At 63.2% G+C, this 21,074-nt stretch carries 17 protein-coding genes and 1 tRNA gene; 10 read left to right on the top strand and 8 right to left on the bottom strand.

What is annotated here, in order from left to right:
• Positions 1 to 628 (bottom strand): response regulator (locus NKH49_RS32725; protein ID WP_352929692.1); only part of this gene is annotated, 628 nt, incomplete at its 3' end.
• A 52-nt stretch (positions 629 to 680) separates the two neighbouring features.
• Positions 681 to 6,392, bottom strand: coding sequence for a HAMP domain-containing protein (locus NKH49_RS32720; protein ID WP_352929695.1), 5,712 nt, complete (start codon positions 6,390 to 6,392; stop codon positions 681 to 683).
• 44 nt (positions 6,393 to 6,436) lie between these two features.
• Between NKH49_RS32720 and NKH49_RS32715 the strand changes: the two genes are divergently transcribed.
• The gene (locus NKH49_RS32715; RefSeq protein WP_352929689.1) at positions 6,437 to 6,985 is read left to right on the top strand and encodes a hypothetical protein; all 549 of its coding nucleotides are present in this window, start codon (positions 6,437 to 6,439) and stop codon (positions 6,983 to 6,985) included.
• A gap of 229 nt (positions 6,986 to 7,214) precedes the next feature.
• On the opposite strand, the gene NKH49_RS32710 is transcribed toward NKH49_RS32715, so the two are convergent.
• A tRNA-Ala gene (locus NKH49_RS32710) sits at positions 7,215 to 7,290 on the bottom strand.
• 163 nt (positions 7,291 to 7,453) lie between these two features.
• Complete coding sequence (locus tag NKH49_RS32705; protein WP_023676282.1) at positions 7,454 to 7,843, bottom strand: TIGR02300 family protein; 390 nt, start codon at positions 7,841 to 7,843, stop codon at positions 7,454 to 7,456.
• A 194-nt stretch (positions 7,844 to 8,037) separates the two neighbouring features.
• On the opposite strand from NKH49_RS32705, the gene aroA reads away from it, so the two are divergent.
• The 3 genes from aroA (at position 8,038) to rpsA (ending at position 12,223) form a co-directional block, all read left to right on the top strand.
• Positions 8,038 to 9,396: a 3-phosphoshikimate 1-carboxyvinyltransferase gene (aroA, locus tag NKH49_RS32700; protein WP_352849770.1), complete on the top strand. Its 1,359-nt coding sequence runs from the start codon at positions 8,038 to 8,040 to the stop codon at positions 9,394 to 9,396.
• Between the two features lie 273 nt (positions 9,397 to 9,669).
• The gene (gene cmk, locus NKH49_RS32695; RefSeq protein ID WP_352929686.1) at positions 9,670 to 10,320 is read left to right on the top strand and encodes a (d)CMP kinase; all 651 of its coding nucleotides are present in this window, start codon (positions 9,670 to 9,672) and stop codon (positions 10,318 to 10,320) included.
• A gap of 205 nt (positions 10,321 to 10,525) precedes the next feature.
• Positions 10,526 to 12,223: a 30S ribosomal protein S1 gene (gene rpsA / locus NKH49_RS32690; RefSeq protein WP_023676278.1), complete on the top strand. Its 1,698-nt coding sequence runs from the start codon at positions 10,526 to 10,528 to the stop codon at positions 12,221 to 12,223.
• A gap of 107 nt (positions 12,224 to 12,330) precedes the next feature.
• Here rpsA and NKH49_RS32685 read toward each other — a convergent pair whose 3' ends face one another.
• From NKH49_RS32685 to NKH49_RS32675, 3 genes are read right to left on the bottom strand one after another with little or no spacing between them, the layout of a single operon-like run.
• Positions 12,331 to 13,038: an SDR family NAD(P)-dependent oxidoreductase gene (locus tag NKH49_RS32685; protein ID WP_352667561.1), complete on the bottom strand. Its 708-nt coding sequence runs from the start codon at positions 13,036 to 13,038 to the stop codon at positions 12,331 to 12,333.
• 57 nt (positions 13,039 to 13,095) lie between these two features.
• Complete coding sequence (locus NKH49_RS32680) at positions 13,096 to 14,676, bottom strand: 5-guanidino-2-oxopentanoate decarboxylase (RefSeq protein WP_352540385.1); 1,581 nt, start codon at positions 14,674 to 14,676, stop codon at positions 13,096 to 13,098.
• Complete coding sequence (locus NKH49_RS32675) at positions 14,673 to 15,521, bottom strand: dimethylarginine dimethylaminohydrolase family protein (RefSeq protein ID WP_352849812.1); 849 nt, start codon at positions 15,519 to 15,521, stop codon at positions 14,673 to 14,675. Before NKH49_RS32675 ends, NKH49_RS32680 begins: the two co-directional genes overlap by 4 nt.
• Positions 15,522 to 15,738: 217 nt before the next feature.
• Here NKH49_RS32675 and NKH49_RS32670 point away from each other — a divergent pair, with 217 nt between their 5' ends.
• The 5 genes from NKH49_RS32670 (at position 15,739) to NKH49_RS32650 (ending at position 20,202) form a co-directional block, all read left to right on the top strand.
• On the top strand, positions 15,739 to 16,548 hold the full coding sequence (locus tag NKH49_RS32670) for an ABC transporter ATP-binding protein (RefSeq protein ID WP_352849766.1): 810 nt from the start codon (positions 15,739 to 15,741) through the stop codon (positions 16,546 to 16,548).
• Between the two features lie 51 nt (positions 16,549 to 16,599).
• Positions 16,600 to 17,394, top strand: a complete 795-nt coding sequence (locus NKH49_RS32665; RefSeq protein ID WP_352849765.1) for a transporter substrate-binding domain-containing protein — start codon at positions 16,600 to 16,602, stop codon at positions 17,392 to 17,394.
• Positions 17,395 to 17,606: 212 nt separating this feature from the next.
• Positions 17,607 to 18,272: an ABC transporter permease gene (locus NKH49_RS32660; RefSeq protein WP_352578586.1), complete on the top strand. Its 666-nt coding sequence runs from the start codon at positions 17,607 to 17,609 to the stop codon at positions 18,270 to 18,272.
• 14 nt (positions 18,273 to 18,286) lie between these two features.
• Positions 18,287 to 19,096, top strand: a complete 810-nt coding sequence (locus tag NKH49_RS32655; RefSeq protein WP_352849811.1) for an ABC transporter permease — start codon at positions 18,287 to 18,289, stop codon at positions 19,094 to 19,096.
• Positions 19,097 to 19,200: 104 nt separating this feature from the next.
• Positions 19,201 to 20,202, top strand: coding sequence for an Ldh family oxidoreductase (locus NKH49_RS32650; protein WP_352849764.1), 1,002 nt, complete (start codon positions 19,201 to 19,203; stop codon positions 20,200 to 20,202).
• Positions 20,203 to 20,259: 57 nt separating this feature from the next.
• Here NKH49_RS32650 and NKH49_RS32645 read toward each other — a convergent pair whose 3' ends face one another.
• Positions 20,260 to 20,532: a hypothetical protein gene (locus NKH49_RS32645; RefSeq protein WP_352540381.1), complete on the bottom strand. Its 273-nt coding sequence runs from the start codon at positions 20,530 to 20,532 to the stop codon at positions 20,260 to 20,262.
• A gap of 242 nt (positions 20,533 to 20,774) precedes the next feature.
• Between NKH49_RS32645 and NKH49_RS32640 the strand changes: the two genes are divergently transcribed.
• Positions 20,775 to 21,074: NAD-dependent epimerase/dehydratase family protein (locus tag NKH49_RS32640; RefSeq protein WP_352929682.1), on the top strand; the 300-nt coding region annotated here is incomplete at its 3' end.

Below are 21,074 nucleotides of genomic sequence, written 5' to 3'. Positions count from 1 at the left end.
GTTCAGCAGGAAAGCCGGTCAGGCGTTCGACCCCTTCGGTGACAAAGCTGGCGCCGAACGGCGGCTCCGCCGCCCTTGCGTGGAAGCAGACCGGAAGAGAGCTCAAAATGGCATGCTGCCGCTCCTGGGCGCTGCGCAGGGCTCGCTCGGCCTCGAGCTTTTCCTTCTGCGCCTGCAGTGCCTGGGCCAGCAGCCGTTGCTCGGCAGCCGCCTTTTGCTGGATTTCCAGCGTCTTCTCATGAAGTTCGACGAACACGGCGACCTTGGAACGCAGCATGGCCGGGTCGAAAGGCTTGAACACGTAATCGACCGCGCCGGCGTCGTAGCCGCGCAGCATGTGCGCGTCTTCCTTGTTGATGGCGGTGAGAAAAATTATCGGCGTTCGCCTGGATTGCTCACGCTGGCGGATCAATCCCGCGGTCTCGTAGCCATCCAGCCGGGGCATCAGCACATCCAGCAGGATGACTGCGAAATCCTCCTTTAGCAGTGCGCGCAACGCCTCTTCGCCCGACTGCACGCAGACGACTTCACCGATAGGGGCCAGAACCTCGCCGATCGCCAGCAGATTGCGCTCGTCGTCATCCACGGCCAGGATGCGCGCCTTTGCCGGCCCTGCTGCCGGCGCCATAACCTCCAGCTTCCTTGCTCCGTTTCTCGACAGTTTCTGCATCGAGCGGCCGTCAGTTCACTGCCATGAGCGTCTTTTCCGGACCATGAACACGGGATCGCGAACGGCCGATCCAGACACGCAGCAATGCCAGCAGCAGATCAAGGTCGACAGGCTTGGCGATGTAGTCGGAGGCGCCGGCGTCGAGGCACTTCTGCCGGTCGCCCTTCATTGCCTTGGCTGTGACCGAGATCAACGGGATATGGGCGATCGCCGGCATGCTGCGGATCTGCCGCATCGTCTCGTAGCCATCCATTTCCGGCATCATGATATCGATCAGTGCCGCATCGATGTCCGGGCTCTGCTCCAGAAGCGCGATACCTTCCCGGCCACGCTCCGCATGCAGCACCTGGATGTCATAGGTCTCGAGAACGCTGGTGAGTGAATAGATGTTGCGGATGTCGTCGTCGACGATGAGGACCTTTGCGCCGGCGAGGTCGAACTTGTCCGGCTGTTCGGCTGCCGCACTATTGTTGTCGTGGCCCCGCCCCGGGAGCGTCGCGGATATCAGGAGAGCCAGCTGCGCGAAATTCTCCGCCCGGGGAACGTCCGCCAATGCCGGATGCAAGGCAAGCGACTGTTGCAGCGCTTCCGGATGAGGCGCAAAGAACAGCAGCCGCGACACCGACTGTCCGAACAGGACGGCAATCTCATCCAGCATCTGGGCGTTGTCCTTGGCCGAGCGGCCAAAGCCGAGCACAACGGCATCATAGCCGGCGATGCCGATATCGTCCGCATTCGCGGCGACGCGGCCGATCGCCATGACCGAGGTGACGCCGTCGCGGATCGCCTCGATCAGCGAAAGGCGGCGCTCGGGATCGGGATCGGCAATCAGGACGCGGCGCTGGACGCGGAGCTTTCTGGAATGAATATCCTGGAAGACCTTCATCAGTTCGTCCGACGATACGGGCTTGGTTGAAATGCTGGATGCACCCTTGCGGGCAAGCACCTCGATGTCTTCGGCGCCCGAGATGACATGAACGGGAATGTCCTTGGTTTTCGGGTCATGGCGAAGCAGATCGAACAGCACCCAGCCGTCGATATCCGACAGTCCGAGATCGAGCGTAATCGCGTCGGGAACCAGCTTGCGTGCCAAAGCCAGCGTGCCGGAGCCCGCGGTCGACAGGACGCCTTTCAGCCCGGCCGAACGTGCAAGGCCGAGCAGCAAACCGCCGAAGGTCGGGTCGTCCTCCACGATCAGCACGACCCGATCTTCCGACGAGATCGTGTCGCGGTCATCGAGCAATTCGGAGGACGGCGGGCTCGGCTGCGCCGTCGTCGCGGCCACCTCCATCGCCGGCAGCAGCGCCGCTTGCGGGGCCAAGGCCATCCGGGGTCCGTCGAATGGAATGACCAGAGTGAACGTCGAACCCTTGCCCGGCGTGCTCTCGACCCTCAATTCGCCGCCAAGCAGCCGGGCAATCTCCCGGCTGATCGAAAGCCCAAGCCCAGTGCCGCCATATTTGCGGCTTGTGGTGCCGTCGGCCTGCTGGAAGGCTTCGAAGATCAGCTTCTGCTTGTCCTGCGGAATACCGATGCCGGTATCGCTGACGACGATCGCGAGCGCCTCCATGGGTTGCGCCGAACCGTTGTGACGGCCCGCCTTTTCGGCCCGGAAATTCAAGCGGACCTCGCCTTGCGAGGTGAACTTGAACGCGTTCGACAAAAGGTTGAGCACGATTTGCTGCAATCGCTTCTCGTCGGTGCGGACGGTCTCCGGAAGCTCGGGATCGACGTTGATGGTGAAGCCAAGTCCCTTGTCGGTCGCCAGTTGCCGGAAGGTTCGCTCCATGTGCTGGCGAAGATGCACCACCGGCATGTCGTTGATGTCGATCGAGACGGTGCCCGATTCGATCTTCGACAGGTCGAGGATGTCGTTGATCAGGCTCAAAAGGTCGGTGCCGGCCGAATTGATGGTGCGCGCGAACTCGACCTGCTTGTCGTTGAGATTGCCCTGCTGGTTGGTTGCGAGCAGGTTTGAAAGGATGAGCAGCGAGTTCAGCGGCGTGCGCAGTTCGTGGCTCATATTGGCGAGGAATTCCGACTTGTATTTCGAGGTAAGCGCCAGCTGCTCGGCCTTCTCCTCCAGCGCCCGCCGCGCCATCTCGATTTCCAGGTTCTTGTTCTCCACCTGCTTCTTTTCGTTCTCGAGCAGCTGCGCCTTTTCCTGCAGCTCCTCGTTGGTGGCGTGCAGCTCCTCCTGCTTCTTGGTCAGTTCGGTCTGACGCGCCTGCAATTCCGAGGTCAGCAGCTGCGACTGCTTGAGCAGGCCTTCGGTACGCATGGTGGCGGCGATGGTGTTGAGAACGATGCCGACGGATTCCATCAGCTGGTTGAGGAAGGACTGGTGCGTGTCGCGGAATTCGCTGAACGAGGCGAGTTCGATGACGGCCTTCACCTCGTCCTCGAACAGAGCCGGAAGAATGATCACGTTCGCCGGCGCGGCATTGCCAAGGCCGGAGGTAACGCGCAGGAAATTCGGCGGCACATTGTCCAGCATGATGGCGCGCTTGTCGGCGGCACTCTGCCCGACAAGCCCTTCACGCAGATCGAGGCGTTGCTTGATTTCCGCCTTGCTTTCGGCGCCATAGGAGGCGGCGAGCTCCAGATAGAATTCATCCTCGTCGCGGTTGGTCACATAGAACACGCCATATTGCGCATTCACCAGCGGGGCGAGTTCGGACATGATGAGGCGCGAGACCGTGGCCAGGTCACGCTCGCCCTGCAGCATGCGCGAGAAGCGGGCGAGATTGGTCTTCAGCCAGTCCTGCTCGGCATTCTTCAGCGTCTGGTCCTTCAGATTGCGGATCATCTCGTTGATGTTGTCTTTCAGCGCCGCCACCTCGCCGGAGGCCTGGACGCTGATCGAGCGGGTCAGATCGCCCTTGGTCACCGCCGTCGACACCTCGGCGATGGCGCGCACCTGGGTGGTCAGGTTGGCCGCGAGCTGATTGACGTTGTCGGTCAGGTCGCGCCAAAGGCCGGCAGCGCCGGGCACCCGGGCCTGGCCGCCGAGCTTGCCTTCGATGCCCACTTCGCGGGCGACGTTGGTCACCTGGTCGGCGAAGGTCGCCAGCGTCTCGATCATGCCGTTGATGGTGTCGGCGAGCGAGGCGATCTCGCCCTTGGCATCGACCGTCAGCTTGCGCTTGAGATTGCCTTGCGCGACCGCGGTCACGACATCGGCGATGCCGCGCACCTGGTTGGTCAGGTTCGTCGCCATCAGATTGACGTTGTCGGTCAGGTCCTTCCAGGTGCCGGCGACGCCCTCGACCCGCGCCTGGCCGCCGAGCTTGCCCTCGGTGCCGACCTCGCGGGCGACACGCGTCACTTCGCCGGCAAAGGAGTTCAGCTGGTCGACCATGGTGTTGATCGTCGATTTCAGCTCCAGGATCTCGCCCTTGACGTCGACGGTGATCTTCTTCGACAGGTCGCCGCGCGCCACAGCGGTGGTCACCTCGGCGATGTTGCGGACCTGGCCGGTCAGGTTCTCGGCCATCGAATTCACATTGTCGGTCAGATCCTTCCAAGTGCCGGCAACGCCGCGCACCTGCGCCTGGCCGCCGAGCTTGCCTTCGGTGCCGACCTCGCGCGCCACGCGCGTCACCTCCGAGGCAAAGGAATTCAGCTGGTCGACCATCGTATTGATGGTGTCCTTCAGCTCGAGGATCTCGCCGCGCACATCGACGGTGATCTTCTTCGACAGGTCGCCCAGCGCCACTGCCGTCGTCACCTCGGCGATGTTGCGCACCTGGCCGGTCAGATTGGCGGCCATCGCATTGACGTTGTCGGTCAGGTCTTTCCAGGTACCGGCAACGCCGCGCACCTGCGCCTGGCCGCCGAGCTTGCCGTCCGAACCGACTTCGCGCGCCACGCGCGTCACCTCGGAGGCGAAGGAATTCAGCTGGTCGACCATCGTATTGATGACGTCCTTGATCTGCAGGATCTCGCCCAATGCATCGACGGTGATCTTCTGGGTCAGGTCGCCGGTCGCAATCGCGGTTGCTACCTTGGAGACGTCGCGTAATTGCACGGTCAGATTGCCGGCCATGGCATTGACGTTGTCGGTCAAATCTTTCCAGGTGCCGCCGACGCCCTCGACATGCGCCTGACCGCCGAGCTTGCCCTCCGACCCCACTTCGCGCGCCACACGCGTCACTTCCGAGGCGAAGGAATTGAGCTGATCGACCATCGTGTTGACGGTGTCCTTGAGCTCGAGGATTTCGCCCTTGACGTCGACGGTGATCTTCTTCGACAGGTCGCCGCGGGCAACGGCGGTCGTCACCTCGGCGATGTTGCGGACCTGGCCGGTCAGGTTGGCGGCCATCAGGTTGACGTTATCGGTCAGGTCCTTCCAGGTGCCGCCGACGCCCTTCACCTCGGCCTGGCCGCCGAGCTTGCCTTCGGTTCCGACCTCGCGCGCCACACGCGTCACTTCCGAGGCGAAGGAATTGAGCTGGTCGACCATCGTGTTGATGGTGTCCTTGAGCTCGAGGATTTCGCCCTGCACGGCGACGGTGATCTTCTTCGACAAGTCGCCCGAAGCGACCGCAGTCGTCACCTCGGCGATGTTGCGGACCTGGCCGGTCAGGTTCTCGGCCATCGAATTGACGTTGTCGGTCAAGTCCTTCCAGGTGCCGGCGACGCCGCGCACCTGAGCCTGGCCGCCGAGCTTGCCCTCGGTGCCGACCTCGCGGGCGACACGCGTCACTTCGCCGGCAAATGAGTTCAGCTGGTCGACCATGGTGTTGATCGTCGATTTCAGCTCCAGGATCTCGCCCTTGACGTCGACCGTGATTTTCTTCGACAGGTCGCCAAGCGCCACGGCCGTGGTCACCTCGGCGATATTGCGCACCTGGCCTGTCAGATTTTCGGCCATCAGGTTCACGTTGTCGGTCAGGTCCTTCCAGGTGCCGCCGACACCTTCGACGCGCGCCTGACCGCCGAGCTTGCCTTCTGTACCGACTTCGCGCGCGACGCGCGTCACTTCCGAGGCGAAGGAATTGAGCTGGTCGACCATCGTGTTGATGGTGTTCTTGAGTTCGAGGATTTCGCCTTTCACGTCGACGGTAATCTTCTTCGACAGGTCGCCGGAAGCGACGGCGGTCGTCACCTCGGCGATGTTGCGCACCTGCCCGGTCAGGTTCGTCGCCATGGCGTTGACGTTGTCGGTCAGGTCCTTCCAGGTTCCGGCCACACCTTTCACGCGAGCCTGGCCGCCCAGCTTGCCTTCGGTGCCGACCTCGCGCGCCACGCGCGTCACTTCCGAGGCGAAGGAGGCCAGTTGCCCGACCATGGTGTTGACGATCTTGCCGATGCGCAGAAACTCGCCGCGCAGCTGCCGGCCGTCGATTTCGACCATCATCGTCTGCGACAGGTCACCCTTGGCCACCGCGCCGATGACGCGCGCCACTTCGGCCGTCGGCTGAACCATGTCCTCGATCAGATCGTTGACGGAACGGACGCTCGATTCCCAACTGCCGGTGGCGTTGCGGACACGGCCGCGTTCGCCGATCCGGCCATCCTTGCCGACGACCTTGCTGAGGCGTTCGAACTCGCGCGTGACCTGATCGTTGAGTTCTACGATTTCGTTGAAGGTGTCGGCGATCTCGGAATCAAGGCCGGCGTAGACATTGTCGATACGAACGGAGAAATCACCGCTCCGAAAAGCCTTCAGCGCGTTCAGTATTTGACGACGGTCCAATTGCCTTGTGGATGCAAGCACGCTCACAGCGCCCCTCCCAGCTCACGGATTTCTTGAATGTCCTGGTGAAACTGTCCCCTGCGGCCGACACAACTCCCCGCAAGCGCAAGAACGCGGCATGCTCGATTTGGTTCCAGACGAAATTGCCGCTATGCGGCAGGAATTTCGCAGCCGCATTCACGAAACGACGAGCAACAAAGATCCATAATGATTGTATCGATCAATATTTCTGCCCAACGGAACATCTCGAAAAAACTCTCGTTGGTATAGATCGCGATCCAGCGATGCAACTCGATGGAGACACTAAGATGATGAAAATTCTCTCTGCATCCCTACTTGCTATCGGCCTGGCCACATCTGCCATGGCACAATCCATGGGCTCCGGGACCGGTAGCGCCGATGGCAATACCGGCGTCAACACAGGCACTTCCGGCGGCAACACCGGGACCGGCAGCGCAACTACCCCGAACACGATCGATCCGAACGCAACGAACGCCACCACGCCGCAGACAAACGGTATGGAGGACCGCTGTAAGGATACGGCGAGCAGCGATACCGACAACAATACCGCCAGCGGCGCCATGACGTCGGATATGCAGAACTGCAACAAGTAACGGAGTTTTGCGCAGCGGTCATTTCAGCCCGCGGCCTGGTCCAGACCGGTGCTCGCGGTTCAAACCACAGCCAGAAATATGCACAGACCGGGCACGGGCTCATTACTTCTGAATGGATCGGCGAGCCCAAGCCGGGCGGCCGATTAACTAGTCTCAGCTAGGTTCTGCGATAGGCGGCGGCCAGCCCGGCGGGCGGGGCGGCCGTTCTGCTGATTTTCGCGGAGAGAACTGGTGGAGCCAATCGGAATCGAACCGACGACCTCTTGAATGCCATTCAAGCGCTCTCCCAACTGAGCTATGGCCCCACTCCGGCAGTTCACCGGCGCCGTTTCCGGCGAAGAGATCCGGCGCGGGTTCTAGACCGCGCCGTTAGTGAAGGCGGCTTCTAACCCCGCCTTCAGTCAATATCAAGCCTTCAAGAACCGCTTTTTCTAAGCAGCGCCGCGAAAGCCGGCGAATGCGGTTCGCTCAGACTTCGTCGTCGTCTTCGCCGACGCCGATCATGTCGGCAACGTCGTCGTCTTCTTCCTCCTCGTCGGCGAGGAACGTGTCATCCTCGTCATCGCCAAGGTCAACGTCGTCTTCGTCATCGCCGAGATCGGGAAGCTCGTCGGCCTTCGCGTCCTCGTCCGCCTCTTCGAGCGAGACGACCTCGACGCCCTCTTCCTCCTCGGCGTCCACTTCCTTCTCGGCAACTTCCTCTTCCTCCTCGAGGGCGGCGATCTTGCCTTCTTCGAAATAGGAGCGCGGATAGCTCTTGCCCGTGTAAGGCGAGACGATCGGGTCCTTGTTCAAGTCATAGAATTTTCGACCTGTCTCCGGGTCGATGCGTTTGGTGCCAAGTTCGGGTTTTGCCACAGCAAGCCTCGTCGATGAAAGTTTGGTCCCCTTAACCAGAGTTTACGGCGCTGTCAAAGCGAAAAGCCGGCGTCCCAAAAAGCTTGAATTCGAAGGCCTTCATACCAAGGGGATGACCATTTCGGCACGCCATGATAGGAGACCCCGCAAACCAGCAGAAAATGGCCGGCCGCCGGCGTTTCCAGGAAAGAACCATGTCGCACACTGCCGCCCCGAAGCAGGCCACCGCCCGCAAATCATCTGGCCTTTCAGGCGCGGCACGGGTGCCGGGCGACAAGTCGATCTCGCACCGCTCGTTCATGTTCGGTGGCCTGGCCTCCGGCGAAACCCGCATCACCGGGCTGCTGGAAGGCGAGGATGTGATGCGTACGGGCGTTGCCATGAAGGCCATGGGCGCCCATATCGAGAAGCATGGCGCTGAGTGGGTGATCCGCGGTACCGGCAACGGCGCGCTGCTGCAGCCGGAAGGCCCGCTTGATTTCGGCAATGCCGGCACCGGCTCACGCCTCACCATGGGCCTGGTCGGCACCTATGACATGGAAACCACCTTCATCGGCGACGCCTCGCTGTCCGGCCGGCCGATGGGCCGGGTGCTCGAGCCGCTCCGCCAGATGGGCGTGCAGGTGCTGAAGGCGACGCCCGGCGACCGCATGCCGATCACGCTGCACGGGCCCAAGCACGCCGCTCCGATCACCTACCGCGTGCCGATGGCATCGGCACAGGTCAAGTCGGCGGTGCTGCTGGCTGGGCTGAACACGCCGGGCATCACCACCGTCATCGAGCCGGTTATGACGCGCGACCATACCGAAAAAATGCTCAAGGGGTTCGGCGCCAATTTGTCGGTCGAGACCGACGAGCGCGGCGTGCGCCACATTTTCATCGAAGGCCAGGGCAAGCTCATGGGGCAGACGATCGCGGTGCCTGGCGACCCCTCCTCGGCCGGCTTTCCGCTGGTGGCGGCGCTGATCGTGCCGGGTTCGGACATTACAATCGAAAACGTGCTGATGAACCCGACCCGCACTGGACTTCTGTTGACGCTGCAGGAAATGGGCGGCCGGATCGATATAATCGAGCCGCGCAACGAAGGCGGCGAGGATGTTGCCGATCTGCGTGTGCGTTACTCCGAGCTGAAAGGCGTCACCGTGCCGCCCGAACGGGCGCCGACCATGATCGACGAGTATCCGGTGCTTGCCGTGGCGGCCAGCTTCGCCGAGGGCGAGACGCTGATGCTCGGGCTGGAAGAACTTCGGGTGAAGGAATCCGACCGTCTGTCGGCAGTGGCCGAAGGGCTGAAGCTCAACGGCGTGGACTGCAGCGAAGGCGAGGCCTCGCTTGTCGTGCGCGGAAAACCCGGCGGCAAGGGCCTCGGCCAGCATCCCAACGGACAGGGCACCATCGTCCAGACCCATCTCGACCACCGCATCGCCATGAGTTTTCTGGTTATGGGGCTGGCGACGGAAAAGCCCGTGACCATCGACGACCAGGCGATGATCGCGACCAGCTTTCCGGAATTCATGGGTCTGATGAAAGGGCTTGGGGCGGAGATCGAGTAGCTTGATAGCAATCAATAGCCTTGGGGGTTGGGGCCAAACTGGAACATCGGCGGGACAGCGCCCCCCTCTGTCCTGCCGGACATCTCCCCCACAAGGAGGGAGATTGGCAGCTTCGGCGCTCCGCTCAATCCTGCGACGTAGACAATTGGCGAAAGCCGTGATGGCCGCCGATCTCCCCCCAAGTGGGGGAGATGTCCGGCAGGACAGAGGAGGGCGCGAAGGATCGCAACGCCTATCTGGATCATTGCGCTTTTCGATTCCGGTGGGCGGCCAATGACCTCAACTTTCACCATAGCCATCGACGGCCCTGCCGGTGCCGGAAAGGGCACCCTCGCCCGACGGCTCGCCGACCATTACCGGTTGAACCTGCTCGATACCGGCCTTACCTATCGCGCGGTGGCGCATGCGCTGCTCCGGCTCGGCCTGCCGCTCGACAATGTTTCGGCCGCTGAAACCGCGGCCCGGCAGGTCGATCTGGCAAAGCTCGACCGCGCAGTGCTTTCGGCACACGCCGTTGGCGAGGCGGCTTCGAAAGTGGCAGTGATCCCGTCGGTGCGGCGCATCCTGGTCGAGAAACAGCGCGACTTCGCAAGAACACCGCCTGGCGCGGTGCTCGACGGCCGCGACATCGGCACCGTCGTCTGTCCCGATGCCGACGTAAAACTCTATGTCACGGCAAGTGCCGAGGTGCGGGCAAAGCGGCGGCTGGATGAAATCGAGAGCATCGGCGGCACTGCCAATTTCGACGAAATCCTTGCCGATATCGTGCGCCGCGACGAGCGCGATATGGGCCGCATGGACTCACCCTTGAAGCCGGCCGCCGATGCGCACTTGCTCGACACGTCGGAAATGGCTATAGAAGCCGCGTTTCTGGCAGCTCGGGCGATCATCGACGATGTCCTGGCCAAGAGAAACGAAGCCTGAGCCGGGTTTTCCTGCCGCCGCCGATTGCCGGCGACAAAAAGAATTCCCATATCGGGCATGAACCAGCCTGTCAGCATTCTTCATGCGCCGGAATTGCCGCTCAAGGGCGGCCAAGGGCTTTTTGCCCGGAACGCCGGCAGGCCAACGCAACGCTAACCCACGGCGCCCGCCCCGCGACAGATTGCGGGGCATTCCAGGAGAAACTATGTCAGTTGCAAACCCCACTCGCGATGATTTCGCGAGCCTGCTCGAAGAATCATTTTCCGCCGGCCATTCCGGCGAAGGCCAGGTCGTCAAGGGCATCATCACTGCCATTGAAAAGGACATGGCCATCATCGACGTTGGCCTCAAGGTCGAAGGCCGCGTGCCGCTGAAGGAATTCGGCGTCAAGGGCAAGGACACGACCCTCAAGGTCGGCGACACGGTCGAGGTCTATGTCGAGCGTATCGAGAACGCGCTTGGCGAAGCCATGCTGTCGCGCGAAAAGGCCCGCCGCGAAGAGAGCTGGGTCCGTCTCGAAGAGAAGTTCACCAAGGGCGAACGCGTCGAAGGCGTCATCTTCAACCAGGTCAAGGGCGGCTTCACCGTCGACCTCGACGGTGCCGTGGCCTTCCTGCCGCGCAGCCAGGTCGATATCCGCCCGATCCGCGACGTCTCGCCGCTGATGCACAACCCGCAGCCCTTCGAGATCCTCAAGATGGATCGCCGCCGCGGCAACATCGTGGTGTCGCGCCGCACCGTGCTCGAGGAGAGCCGCGCCGAACAGCGTTCGGAAATCGTGCAGAATCTCGAAGAAGGCCAGGTGGTCGAAGGCGTCGTCAAGAACATCACCGACTATGGTGCGTTCGTCGACCTCGGCGGCATCGACGGCCTGCTGCACGTCACCGACATGGCATGGCGCCGCGTCAATCATCCGACCGAAATCCTCAATATCGGCCAGACGGTCAAGGTGCAGATCATCCGCATCAACCAGGAAACCCACCGCATCTCGCTCGGCATGAAGCAGCTCGAGAGCGATCCGTGGTCCGAGATCGGCACCAAGTTCCCGATCGGCAAGAAGATCAAGGGTACCGTCACCAACATCACCGACTACGGCGCGTTCGTCGAGCTGGAGCCGGGCATCGAAGGCCTCATCCACGTTTCGGAAATGTCGTGGACCAAGAAGAACGTGCATCCCGGCAAGATCCTGTCGACGACGCAGGAAGTCGACGTGGTGGTGCTCGAAGTCGATCCGGCCAAGCGCCGCATCTCGCTTGGCCTCAAGCAGACTCTGGAAAACCCGTGGGAGGCCTTCGCGCGCAGCCATCCGGTCGGAAGCCAGGTGGAGGGCGAGGTCAAGAACAAGACCGAGTTCGGCCTGTTCATCGGCCTCGAAGGCGACGTCGACGGCATGGTCCACCTTTCCGACCTCGACTGGACCCGTCCGGGCGAGCAGGTGATCGAGGAGTACAATCGCGGTGACATGGTCAAGGCGCAGGTGCTCGACGTCGACATAGACAAGGAGCGCATCTCGCTCGGCATCAAGCAGCTGGCCAAGGACACGGTCGGCGAAGCAGCGACGTCAGGCGAACTGCGCAAGAACGCAGTCGTCACCTGCGAGGTTATCGGCGTGAAGGATGGCGGTCTGGAAGTGCGGCTGGTCGACAGCGGCATCGAGACCTTCATCAAGCGCTCCGACCTCAGCCGTGACCGCGACGAGCAGCGCCCCGAGCGCTTCACCGTCGGCCAGAAAGTCGACGCCCGCGTCATCGCCTTCGACAAGAAGACCCGCAAGCTGCAGGTCTCGATCAAGGCGCTGGAAATCGCCGAAGAGAAGGAAGCGGTCGCTCAGTACGGCTCAACCGATTCCGGCGCTTCGCTGGGCGATATTTTGGGTGCCGCGCTGAAGAAGCAGGGCAGCTAAGCCAACACCGCGCCTCGCGCGGGTTATAAAACGAAACAAAAAGCCCCGCCGGAACGATCCGGCGGGGCTTTTGCTTGTGACCCTTTGCTTGCGAACGGACCGCAGGCTCAGGCCCGGCCGTAGAGTGGCACCAGCGTGCCGCTGATCGCCATGTTGGCCGGCGAGGCAAGGTAGGCAATGGCCTCGGCCGCCGCTTCAAGGCTGACCCATCTGCTGAAATCTGCGTTCGGCATGTCAGCCCGGTTGGCCGGCGTGTCGAGCGTCGAAGGCGCCACGGCGTTGACCAGGATGCCGTTGCCCTTCAGCTCTTCGGCTATCGCCACGGTCATCGCGGCGACTGCCGCCTTGGCGGCGGCGTAGGCCACCTTGCCGGAGCCGCGCCGCGGATCGAGCCCGGCTCGCGCGGTGACATTGACGATGCGACCCGGCACGGAAGATTCCAGCATCGAGCGTATCGCCGCGCGGCAGCACAGAAAGGTAGTGCGGGCGTTGGTGTCCATCATCTCGGCGAAGGAGGCGGGCTCGATCTTCTCGACCGGCGCCGCGGTGAAGCCGCCGGCCAGATGCACCGATGCCCATAGATCTGGAACGCTGGCATAGAAGGCGTCGACCTTGGCAGGATCGGCAAGGTCGACATTGTGCGCCAGCCTGACGCGGTCATGCGCCGGAAAGGGAAAATGCGCAGGCGCGGCAGCGTGGGCATTGGGCACATGGCAGATCGCGCCCTGCTCCAGCAGTTTTCCTACGACCGCGCCGCCAAGGGCACCGGTGCCGCCGGTCACCACGATATGTCTGCCGTCCAGTGTTTCCGTCATATTCGACCGCTCCGTCATTGCGCGCCGCCGATGCGGAAGGTCGCGCCTTTCGCGCGATCACTCAACCGAAATCTCGATGACGTAAGGTCGTCCAGTCGCCCGCGCGCGCCCAAGCGCGTCCGCCAAGCCGCCGGTGCCGGAAATCCGCTCGGCGGCAATGCCGTACGCTTCGGCCAATTTGCAGAAATCCGGCGGTGCCGGGGAGACGCCGACCGGCTCGACGCCGACGTCGAGCATCGAGGTTTCGATCTCGCGGTAGCCACGATTGTTCCAGACGGCGAAGATCACCGGCGCCGCCGCGTCGAGCGCGGCGCCCAGTTCCGGCAGGGTGAACTGGAAGCCGCCGTCGCCGGTGAGGCAAACGACCGGCGCCTCAGGCCTGGCAAGGACGGCACCGATCGCCGCAGGCGGGCCATAGCCAAGCGCGCCGAAGCCGGTGGCGGCGTTGAACCAGCCGCCCGGCCGGTCGTGATCGTAATAGAGGTTAGCGGCGTAGACCGGCTGGGTCGAATCGCCGACGATGATCGCGCCAGGCAGCGCATCGCGGATCGTCTCGACGGCGCGCAATTGCGCCTGCATAGCCGGGCCGATCTCGGCAAAGGCCGCTTGCCGCGTCGCGGCGGCGCGAGCGGCGCCGTCGACCGATTGCGCCTGGCCCGTGCCGAGTTCGGCACGCAGCGCCTCGAGCGCTGCACCGCAATCGGCCTGGATCGAAATCCGAGCCGGCCGGCGGGCAAGCTGGTCGGCGCCGATGTCGATGCGGATCAGATTGGCAGGCAGGACAAAACCGCCGTTGCCATAGCCATCATAGTCGGTCGGACCGAATTCGGTGCCAGCGGCAATGACCAGGTCGGCGCCGGCCATCAGCGCACGCACCGCCTTCAGGCTGGGGCTGGCCGGCACGCCAAGCGGATGGCGATAGAGCAGGCCGCGCGCATTGGCAGTCTGGACGACCGGCGCTCCCAACCTCTCGGCCAGGCGCTGCAACGGCGCTTCGGCAGCTTTGGCGCCGCCGCCGGCAAGGATAAGCGGCCGGCGGGCAGACGCGCATAGCCTTGCCGCCTCGGCAATCGCCGCTACATCCGGCTCGGGCGGCGCTGAATTCCGCAGCAGCGGCACGATGCCGTTGGCCGGCATGGTCATGACATCGGTCGGGATCTCAATATGCACGGGACCCGGACGCGAGGATGAGAACAGCGCAAAGGCGCGGGCGAGCACGCCGGGCAGTTCGCCGGCCTCGGTGACACGGTGCGAAAACAGCGCCACCTTCTCCATCATGCCGCGCTGGTCCGGCAGTTCATGCAGATGGCCAAGGCCTTTGCCCAGCGTCGGCGTGGCGTTGACGCCCGAGATCACCAGCATCGGCACCGAATCGGCGCGCGCCTGACCCATGGCGGTGATGGTGTTGGTCAGCCCCGGCCCGGTGATGACGAAGGCGATACCCGGCCTGCCGCTGGCGCGCGCATAGCCGTCAGCCATGAAGCCGGCGCCCTGCTCGTGGCGCGGCGTGACGTGACGGATCTTCGATCGCGCAAGCCCGCGATAGAGCTCGACCGTGTGTACGCCGGGAATGCCGAAGACGGTGTCGACGCCGTGCGCTTCGAGCAAAGTGATGAGCGCTTCGCCGATGGTCGTCATTGTCTTAGCACCGGGCGTGTGAGGCAGGTAGGACCGCCCTCGCAGGCAATACACAGCGCATCGGCCTCGAATGTCGAGACCGTACAGCCGGCGGCTTGCATGGCAGCCGCCGTCTTCGGAAAACCGGCAACGGCGATAACCTGGCGCGGCGCGGTCGGCAGCACGTTCAGGCTGAGCCCATTCGAGGCGAAGAATTCGTCGGCGTCGCCCTCGACCAGCCAAATGCCGCGTTCGCGCAGCATCTGGTGGAATGCGACCGGCAGGAGGGGCGCATAGACCAGCGCCAGATCGTCTGCGAGCGGGCTGATCACCGACATCAGATGCAGGCAGGCCTCCTCGCCCTGCCAGAGCGGCAGGTCGAAGCCATAGACCTGGATGCCCTTGGGTGAAAGCAGGTTGGAGAGCTGCTGGATGCCGTGCTGATTGGTGCGCACGCCGCGGCCGACGGCCAGCGTGTTTGCATCCACCCACACGCAGTCGCCGCCCTCGACCTGGCCGGGAGCCTCGATACGGCCGAGGATGGGGATGCCCATGCGCCCATAGGCCGCCTCATGCAGGCCGGGCTCTGGCCGGCGCAGCGCCTTGCCCATGGCGAGGATAACCGCGCCATGGTCGGTCATCAGCGACGGATCGTGGGTAAAGACCGAATCGGCAAGCCCGTCATCGGCGTCGCTCAGCCATTCGATTTCGGCGCCTGAGACAGAAATCAGCCTGGCCAGTGCATCATGCTGGGCCGCCGCTTTTTGCGGATCGAAGCCGGGGCCATAGTGCCAATCCAGCGCTTCGGCCCGACGCATGGTGCTGGCGGCGGAGCGCATCAGCACGCGCTGCAGCGGCCCGGCCATCGACTGCGACCCGTATGCTTTGCCCACTAAATTCTCCTGAAACGCGCCCCTCCTGCCAATAGCCACTCGGCAGGCCGTGATCAATGGTCCAAAAACTGCGGTTGACGGAGGCAAGGGGAACGGTCCATCTTGAGAATCGGAACGCTGTCCAGTGACGGGTAATGGGTAAAAAATTCCAGCAAGCACTGCCTCGGCTGCTCCGCGGGGCGCCGCGACGATGACAGCGCCGGCCACCGTCCTGAAGCATACGGCGCAGAACGGCGCCGCCGAAGCCATCCACGTCGAGAACCTGCACAAGAATTTCGGCAAGCTGCACGTACTGAAGGGCGTTTCGCTGTCAGCGCGCGACGGCGAGGTGATCGCCATCATCGGCGGCAGCGGCTCGGGCAAATCGACGCTGCTGCGCTGCATCAACTGCCTGGAGAACCCGACCAGCGGCATTATCCGGGTCAATGGCGAAGAGATAAAGCTGAAGGCCGACAGCTACGGCCACACCGTGCCCGCAGACCGCAAGCAGATCGAACGCATCCGCTCCAAGCTTGGCATGGTCTTCCAGAACTTCAATCTGTGGAGCCACATGACGTTGATCGAGAACGTCATCGAGGTTCCCGTGCATGTGCTCGGCGTCAAGCGCGATGTGGCGATCGGCGAGGCGGAAAAATTGCTCGCCCGCGTTGGCCTGGCCGAAAAACGCGACGTCTATCCTGCCTATCTGTCGGGCGGCCAACAGCAGCGCGCCGCGATCGCCAGGGCGCTGGCCATCAATCCGCGCGTCATGCTGTTCGATGAGCCGACTTCGGCGCTCGACCCGGAACTCGTCGGCGAGGTGCTGAAGGTGATCGGCGACCTGGCGCGCGAAGGCCGCACCATGGTGCTGGTCACCCATGAGATGAAGTTTGCCCGCGAGGTCGCGACGCATGTCGTCTACCTCCACAACGGGCTGGTCGAGGAAGAAGGGCCGCCGGAACAGATCTTCGGCGCACCAAAATCCGAAAGGCTGAAGCAGTTCATCCGCAACATCAGTTAAACCGTGGGCGGACGAAAACCGGGAACAACAACAAAACTGGGAGTCATGACGATGAAGATTATTCTCAAGACCTTTGCGGCAGCGCTGCTGCTTGGCGTTGCCGCCGTGGGCGTGGCCAAGGCCGATCCGGTCAAGATCGGTGTCGCTGCCGAGCCCTATCCGCCGTTCACCTCGCCGGATGCTTCCGGCAAATGGGTCGGTTGGGAAATCGAATTCATCGACGCTGTCTGCACCGAAGAGAAGCTCGACTGCGTCATCACGCCGGTCGCCTGGGACGGCATCATCCCGGCGTTGACGACCAAGAAGATCGACGTCATCGCCAGCTCGATGTCGATCACCGACGAACGCAAGAAGACGATCGACTTCTCCGACAAATATTACAACACCCCGACTGCGATCATCGGGCCGAAGGACCAGAAGTTCGGCTCGACACCGGAGGACCTCAAGGGCAAGATCATCGGCGTCCAGGTCTCGACCGTACACGCCGACTACGCCAAGAAGCACTTCGCCGACGCGGCGGAAATCAAGGAATACCAGACCCAGGACGAGGCCAACCAGGATCTTGCCGCCGGCCGGGTCGACGCGGTGCAGGCCGATTCCATCGCCCTCGACGCCTTCCTGAAATCGGACCAGGGCAAGCAATGCTGCGATCTGAAAGGCATGGTCGCGCCGGATCTGGCCATTCTCGGGCCCGGCGTCGGCGCCGGCGTCCGCAAGGAAGACACCGAGTTGAAGGAAAAGATCAACGCCGGCATCAAGGCCATCCGCGCCAACGGCAAATATGACGAGATTTCGAAGAAGTACTTCGACTTCGACATTTACGGTGCCGACACGCAGTCGAACTGACGGCCTCATCCATGAGCGATTAACCACGCGGCCCCGATAGAGCCGCGTGGTTCGTCGAAATCCATCGACGCGAGCTTCCGCGGGCGGAGATCGCCGGCGGTTTTAGCGCCAGCAATTCGAGGGCGACGCTGATCGACGCATTTGTTCCGACTTGGGCCGCCTCTGCCATCGCGCTTCTCTCGCCCGTGCCGCCGGGCTGGGGTGGAACGCTCATCGTCGGCCTGCTCCATACGATCGAGATCGCGGTCGGCGCCACCGGTCTCGGCCTTTTGATCGGCATCGGCGGCGCCTCCGGCAAGCTATATGGTGGTCCGGTGGTGCGCGATCTCCTGGCAGTCTATACGACCGTCGTGCGCGCCGTGCCGGAGCTGGTGCTGATCCTTCTGCTCTATTACGCCGGTACCGACCTGATCAATCAGATGCTGACGGCAATGGGCTATCAGCGCATGGACATTAGCGGGCTGGCGGCCGGCATTGCCGTGCTCGGCTTCGTCCAGGGCGCCTATTCGACCGAGGTGATCCGCGGCGCGATCCTTGCCATTCCGCAGGGCCAGATCGAAGCCGCGCGCGCCTATGGCATGTCTCCCGGCCTGCTGCTGCGGCGCATCACGCTGCCGGCGATGCTGCCGTTCGCCATACCCGGCCTTGCCAATCTCTGGCTGATCGCCACCAAGGACACAGCCCTGCTGGCGGTCGTCGGCTTTTTCGAGCTGACATTGGCGACACGGCAGGCGGCCGGCGTCACCAAAGCCTATCTGACATTCTTTATCGCCGCCGGCGCGATCTACCTTCTGTTGACGCTGGTTTCGAATCTGATCATCGGCCGCATCGAGACATGGGCCCGCCGCGGCATGCCGTCGCTCAAGGAGGCCCGGTGATGGCTGACCCCGCGATGACTGGCGAAGCGGCGGCCGTCGTGATAGCCGCACGCGCTTCGCTGTGGCTGAAGCCGCATCGTATCGTGCTGATCCTGATCGCGCTGGGACTGGTTTTGGCTGCGGCCGTCTTCATGCGCTGGGACTGGCTGCCTAAATATTACGGGATAGGACTGCTCGGCATCTGGCGCGCGCTGTGGATTCTTGCCGTCACTTGCACGCTGGGTTTCCTGCTCGCAGTGCCGCTCGGACTGGCGCAGGCTGCCGGCGCGTTCTGGTTCGCGGCACCCGCCAAGGTCTTCTGCACCGTCATCAGAGGGACTCCGCTGTTGCTGCAGCTCTGGCTGCTCTATTACGGACTGGGCTCGCTGTTTCCGCAATATCCGTGGATTCGCGAGTCCTGGATGTGGCCCTATCTCAGGCAGGCATGGCCCTACGGCGTCCTCGGGCTGACGCTGTCCTTCGCCGGCTATGAGGGCGAGGTGATGCGAGGCGCTTTTGCCGGCGTGCCGAAGGGCCAATTGGAAGCCGCCCGTGCCTTTGGCATGAGCCGGTGGAGGATTTTCCAGCGAATCTGGCTGCCGCAGGCCTTCTACCGCGCGCTGCCGACGCTGACCGGCGAAACCGTGCTGCAGCTGAAATCGACGCCGCTGGTGGCCACCATCAGCGTGATCGACATATTCGCCGTCTCCTCCAAAGTGCGGCAGGATACCTATCTCACCTATGAACCCTTGCTGCTCTTGGCGTTGATCTATATGGCGATCACCGGCATCCTCGTCTTCACCCTGGGCAAGATCGAGGCGCGGATCCCGAACAAGGTTGGTTAGGTGAATAGTGAATAGTGAATAGTCAGTAGTGCGTAGCCCCTATGTTACCGGCTAAGTCCCCACTCACCATTCACCCATTCCCTCAGATATCCATGGCAATCACAATGCAACTCAGTCTCGACCAGGCGACAGGGCTGTGCCGGATGGCCGCACTTGGCGCTGGCGCCAACGAAGAGGCGGCGCAGTCGCTGGCTGCCTCGATCGTCGCGGCCGAGGCGGAAGGACTGTCGACCGTCGGGCTGTCGCACTTTATCGATTATCTTGAAGCACTGGAGGCCGGCCGTATCGACGGCAACGCCGATCCGGTGATCACCAGGCCGGCGCTCGCGGTCTATCTTTCCGATGCGCGAGGCGGCTTAGCGCATACCGGTTTCGACCGCACGATCGATGACCTCGCCAAGGCGGCGCGGCTGTTCGGCGTCACCATCTTTTCGCAGAAGAATGCTTATACGTGCGGCGCGCTCGGCTATTTCACCGGACGGCTGGCCGCGCAGGGATTGGTGTCGTTCGCCGCCACCAACGGCCCGGCCGTGCTTGCCGGCTCGGGCTCGGTCAAGCCGGTCTACTGCACCAACCCGATGTCCTTTGCGGCACCCGCCGCGGACGGGGCGGCGCTGGTCATCGACCAGTCGTCGAGCGCCACCGCCTTCGTCAACATCCGCAAGGCGGCCGAGGACGGCAAGAAGATCCCCGAAGGCTGGGCACTGGATGCGAGCGGCAATCCGACCACGGACCCGGCAGCTGCAATGAAGGGCGCCATGCTTGCCTTCGGCGGCCAGCGCGGCGCCAACATCGCGCTGATGGTCGAGGTGCTGGCTGCGGGCCTGTCGGGCGCCAACTGGTCGCTCGATGCGCCATGGTTCAGCGGCGGGCCGGACAGTCCGGGGACCGGCCTGTTCGTGCTTGCCGTCGAGCCCAAGCTGCTCGATCCGGACTTCGAAAAGCGGATGAAGGATCAACTCGACCGGCTGCGGCGGCGCTATGGCGTGCATGTGCCGGGGCGTGCCCGGGCCGAGGCCGCGGAGAAGGCGGCGGCGCGCGGCATAAGCGCGCCGAAAGCCGTGGTGCAGCGCATTTCCGAATTCGCCGCCCGCTATTCGTCCTGAAGAAATTCGTTTGTCCGATGAGCGGCTGAGAACGCCGGCCGATCCGCCAGCGCGAGCCTACTTCCCGCAATAATGATCGTTGATGACGTTCGCCGCATTCGCGTCCGGCCCTACCCTGTTGTAGGAGCAGGGTTCGGCGGCCGTCGTGAACAGGTGGTTGTCATAGTAGCGCGGGCCACCGAACAGAATGTCGATGATGTTGCCGTTGGCCGGAACGTAGCGTTCGGGTTGAGCTTGGTGGTGATGCCGGTTTGCCCCGAATGCCGAGGCACCAATGCTGCAGCCTGTTGCGAAAGCCAGAGCGAAGATCGCAACGCGTTTTGTCGTCATCGGCAATATCCTCCATTCGGAATCAAACCATACATCCTAAAATCGCCGGCCGGAACAAAGGTTCCTGTCCCGAATGGAGTTACCTAAAGCCCGGCGTCGGCGGGTTTTCTGCCGTTTCCAACGGATACTGGAAATCATGCTTCAACAATGCCGGGCGACCGATGGTCACCCTTTGCCTTTGGCGCGAAACCGACTATGAAACGGCTTCAACCAAGCCATCTGGATAGCCGCCGGAGCCAGCCATGACCGAAATCCTGCAGACCCCAAAGCTCGTGGTCGTGTTCGGCGGCTCCGGGTTTGTCGGTCGTCATGTCGTGCGGGCGCTGGCCAAGCGCGGCTACCGCATCCGGGTTGCCTGCCGTCGGCCCGATCTCGCCGGCCACCTGCAGCCGCTCGGCAATGTCGGGCAGATCCAGCCGGTGCAGGCCAATGTCCGGGTGCGCTGGTCGGTCGAGCGGCCGCGGGCCGCGCCGGGCGGGGAGGGGGAGAGAGTTGGGGGGGGGGGGGCACGGCGCCCGCGACCAATACAAGACGGCGGCCAC

The organism is Mesorhizobium sp. M1088 (assembly GCF_040318575.1).
Classification (GTDB): Bacteria; Pseudomonadota; Alphaproteobacteria; order Rhizobiales; family Rhizobiaceae; genus Mesorhizobium.
This window is presented reverse-complemented; position numbering and strand designations above follow the sequence as displayed.

Bases quoted from the DNA above. Each gene is read 5' to 3' on its own strand.
- NKH49_RS32655 (WP_352849811.1), top strand. From the start codon at position 18,287: ATGACTGGCGAAGCGGCGGCCGTCGTGATAGCCGCACGCGCTTCGCTG.
- NKH49_RS32680 (WP_352540385.1), bottom strand. From the start codon at position 14,676: ATGACGACCATCGGCGAAGCGCTCATCACTTTGCTCGAAGCGCACGGC.
- NKH49_RS32670 (WP_352849766.1), top strand. From the start codon at position 15,739: ATGACAGCGCCGGCCACCGTCCTGAAGCATACGGCGCAGAACGGCGCC.
- NKH49_RS32665 (WP_352849765.1), top strand. From the start codon at position 16,600: ATGAAGATTATTCTCAAGACCTTTGCGGCAGCGCTGCTGCTTGGCGTT.
- NKH49_RS32685 (WP_352667561.1), bottom strand. From the start codon at position 13,038: ATGACGGAAACACTGGACGGCAGACATATCGTGGTGACCGGCGGCACC.
- NKH49_RS32675 (WP_352849812.1), bottom strand. From the start codon at position 15,521: ATGGCCGGGCCGCTGCAGCGCGTGCTGATGCGCTCCGCCGCCAGCACC.
- rpsA (WP_023676278.1), top strand. From the start codon at position 10,526: ATGTCAGTTGCAAACCCCACTCGCGATGATTTCGCGAGCCTGCTCGAA.
- NKH49_RS32645 (WP_352540381.1), bottom strand. From the start codon at position 20,532: ATGACGACAAAACGCGTTGCGATCTTCGCTCTGGCTTTCGCAACAGGC.
- aroA (WP_352849770.1), top strand. From the start codon at position 8,038: ATGTCGCACACTGCCGCCCCGAAGCAGGCCACCGCCCGCAAATCATCT.
- cmk (WP_352929686.1), top strand. From the start codon at position 9,670: ATGACCTCAACTTTCACCATAGCCATCGACGGCCCTGCCGGTGCCGGA.
- NKH49_RS32650 (WP_352849764.1), top strand. From the start codon at position 19,201: ATGCAACTCAGTCTCGACCAGGCGACAGGGCTGTGCCGGATGGCCGCA.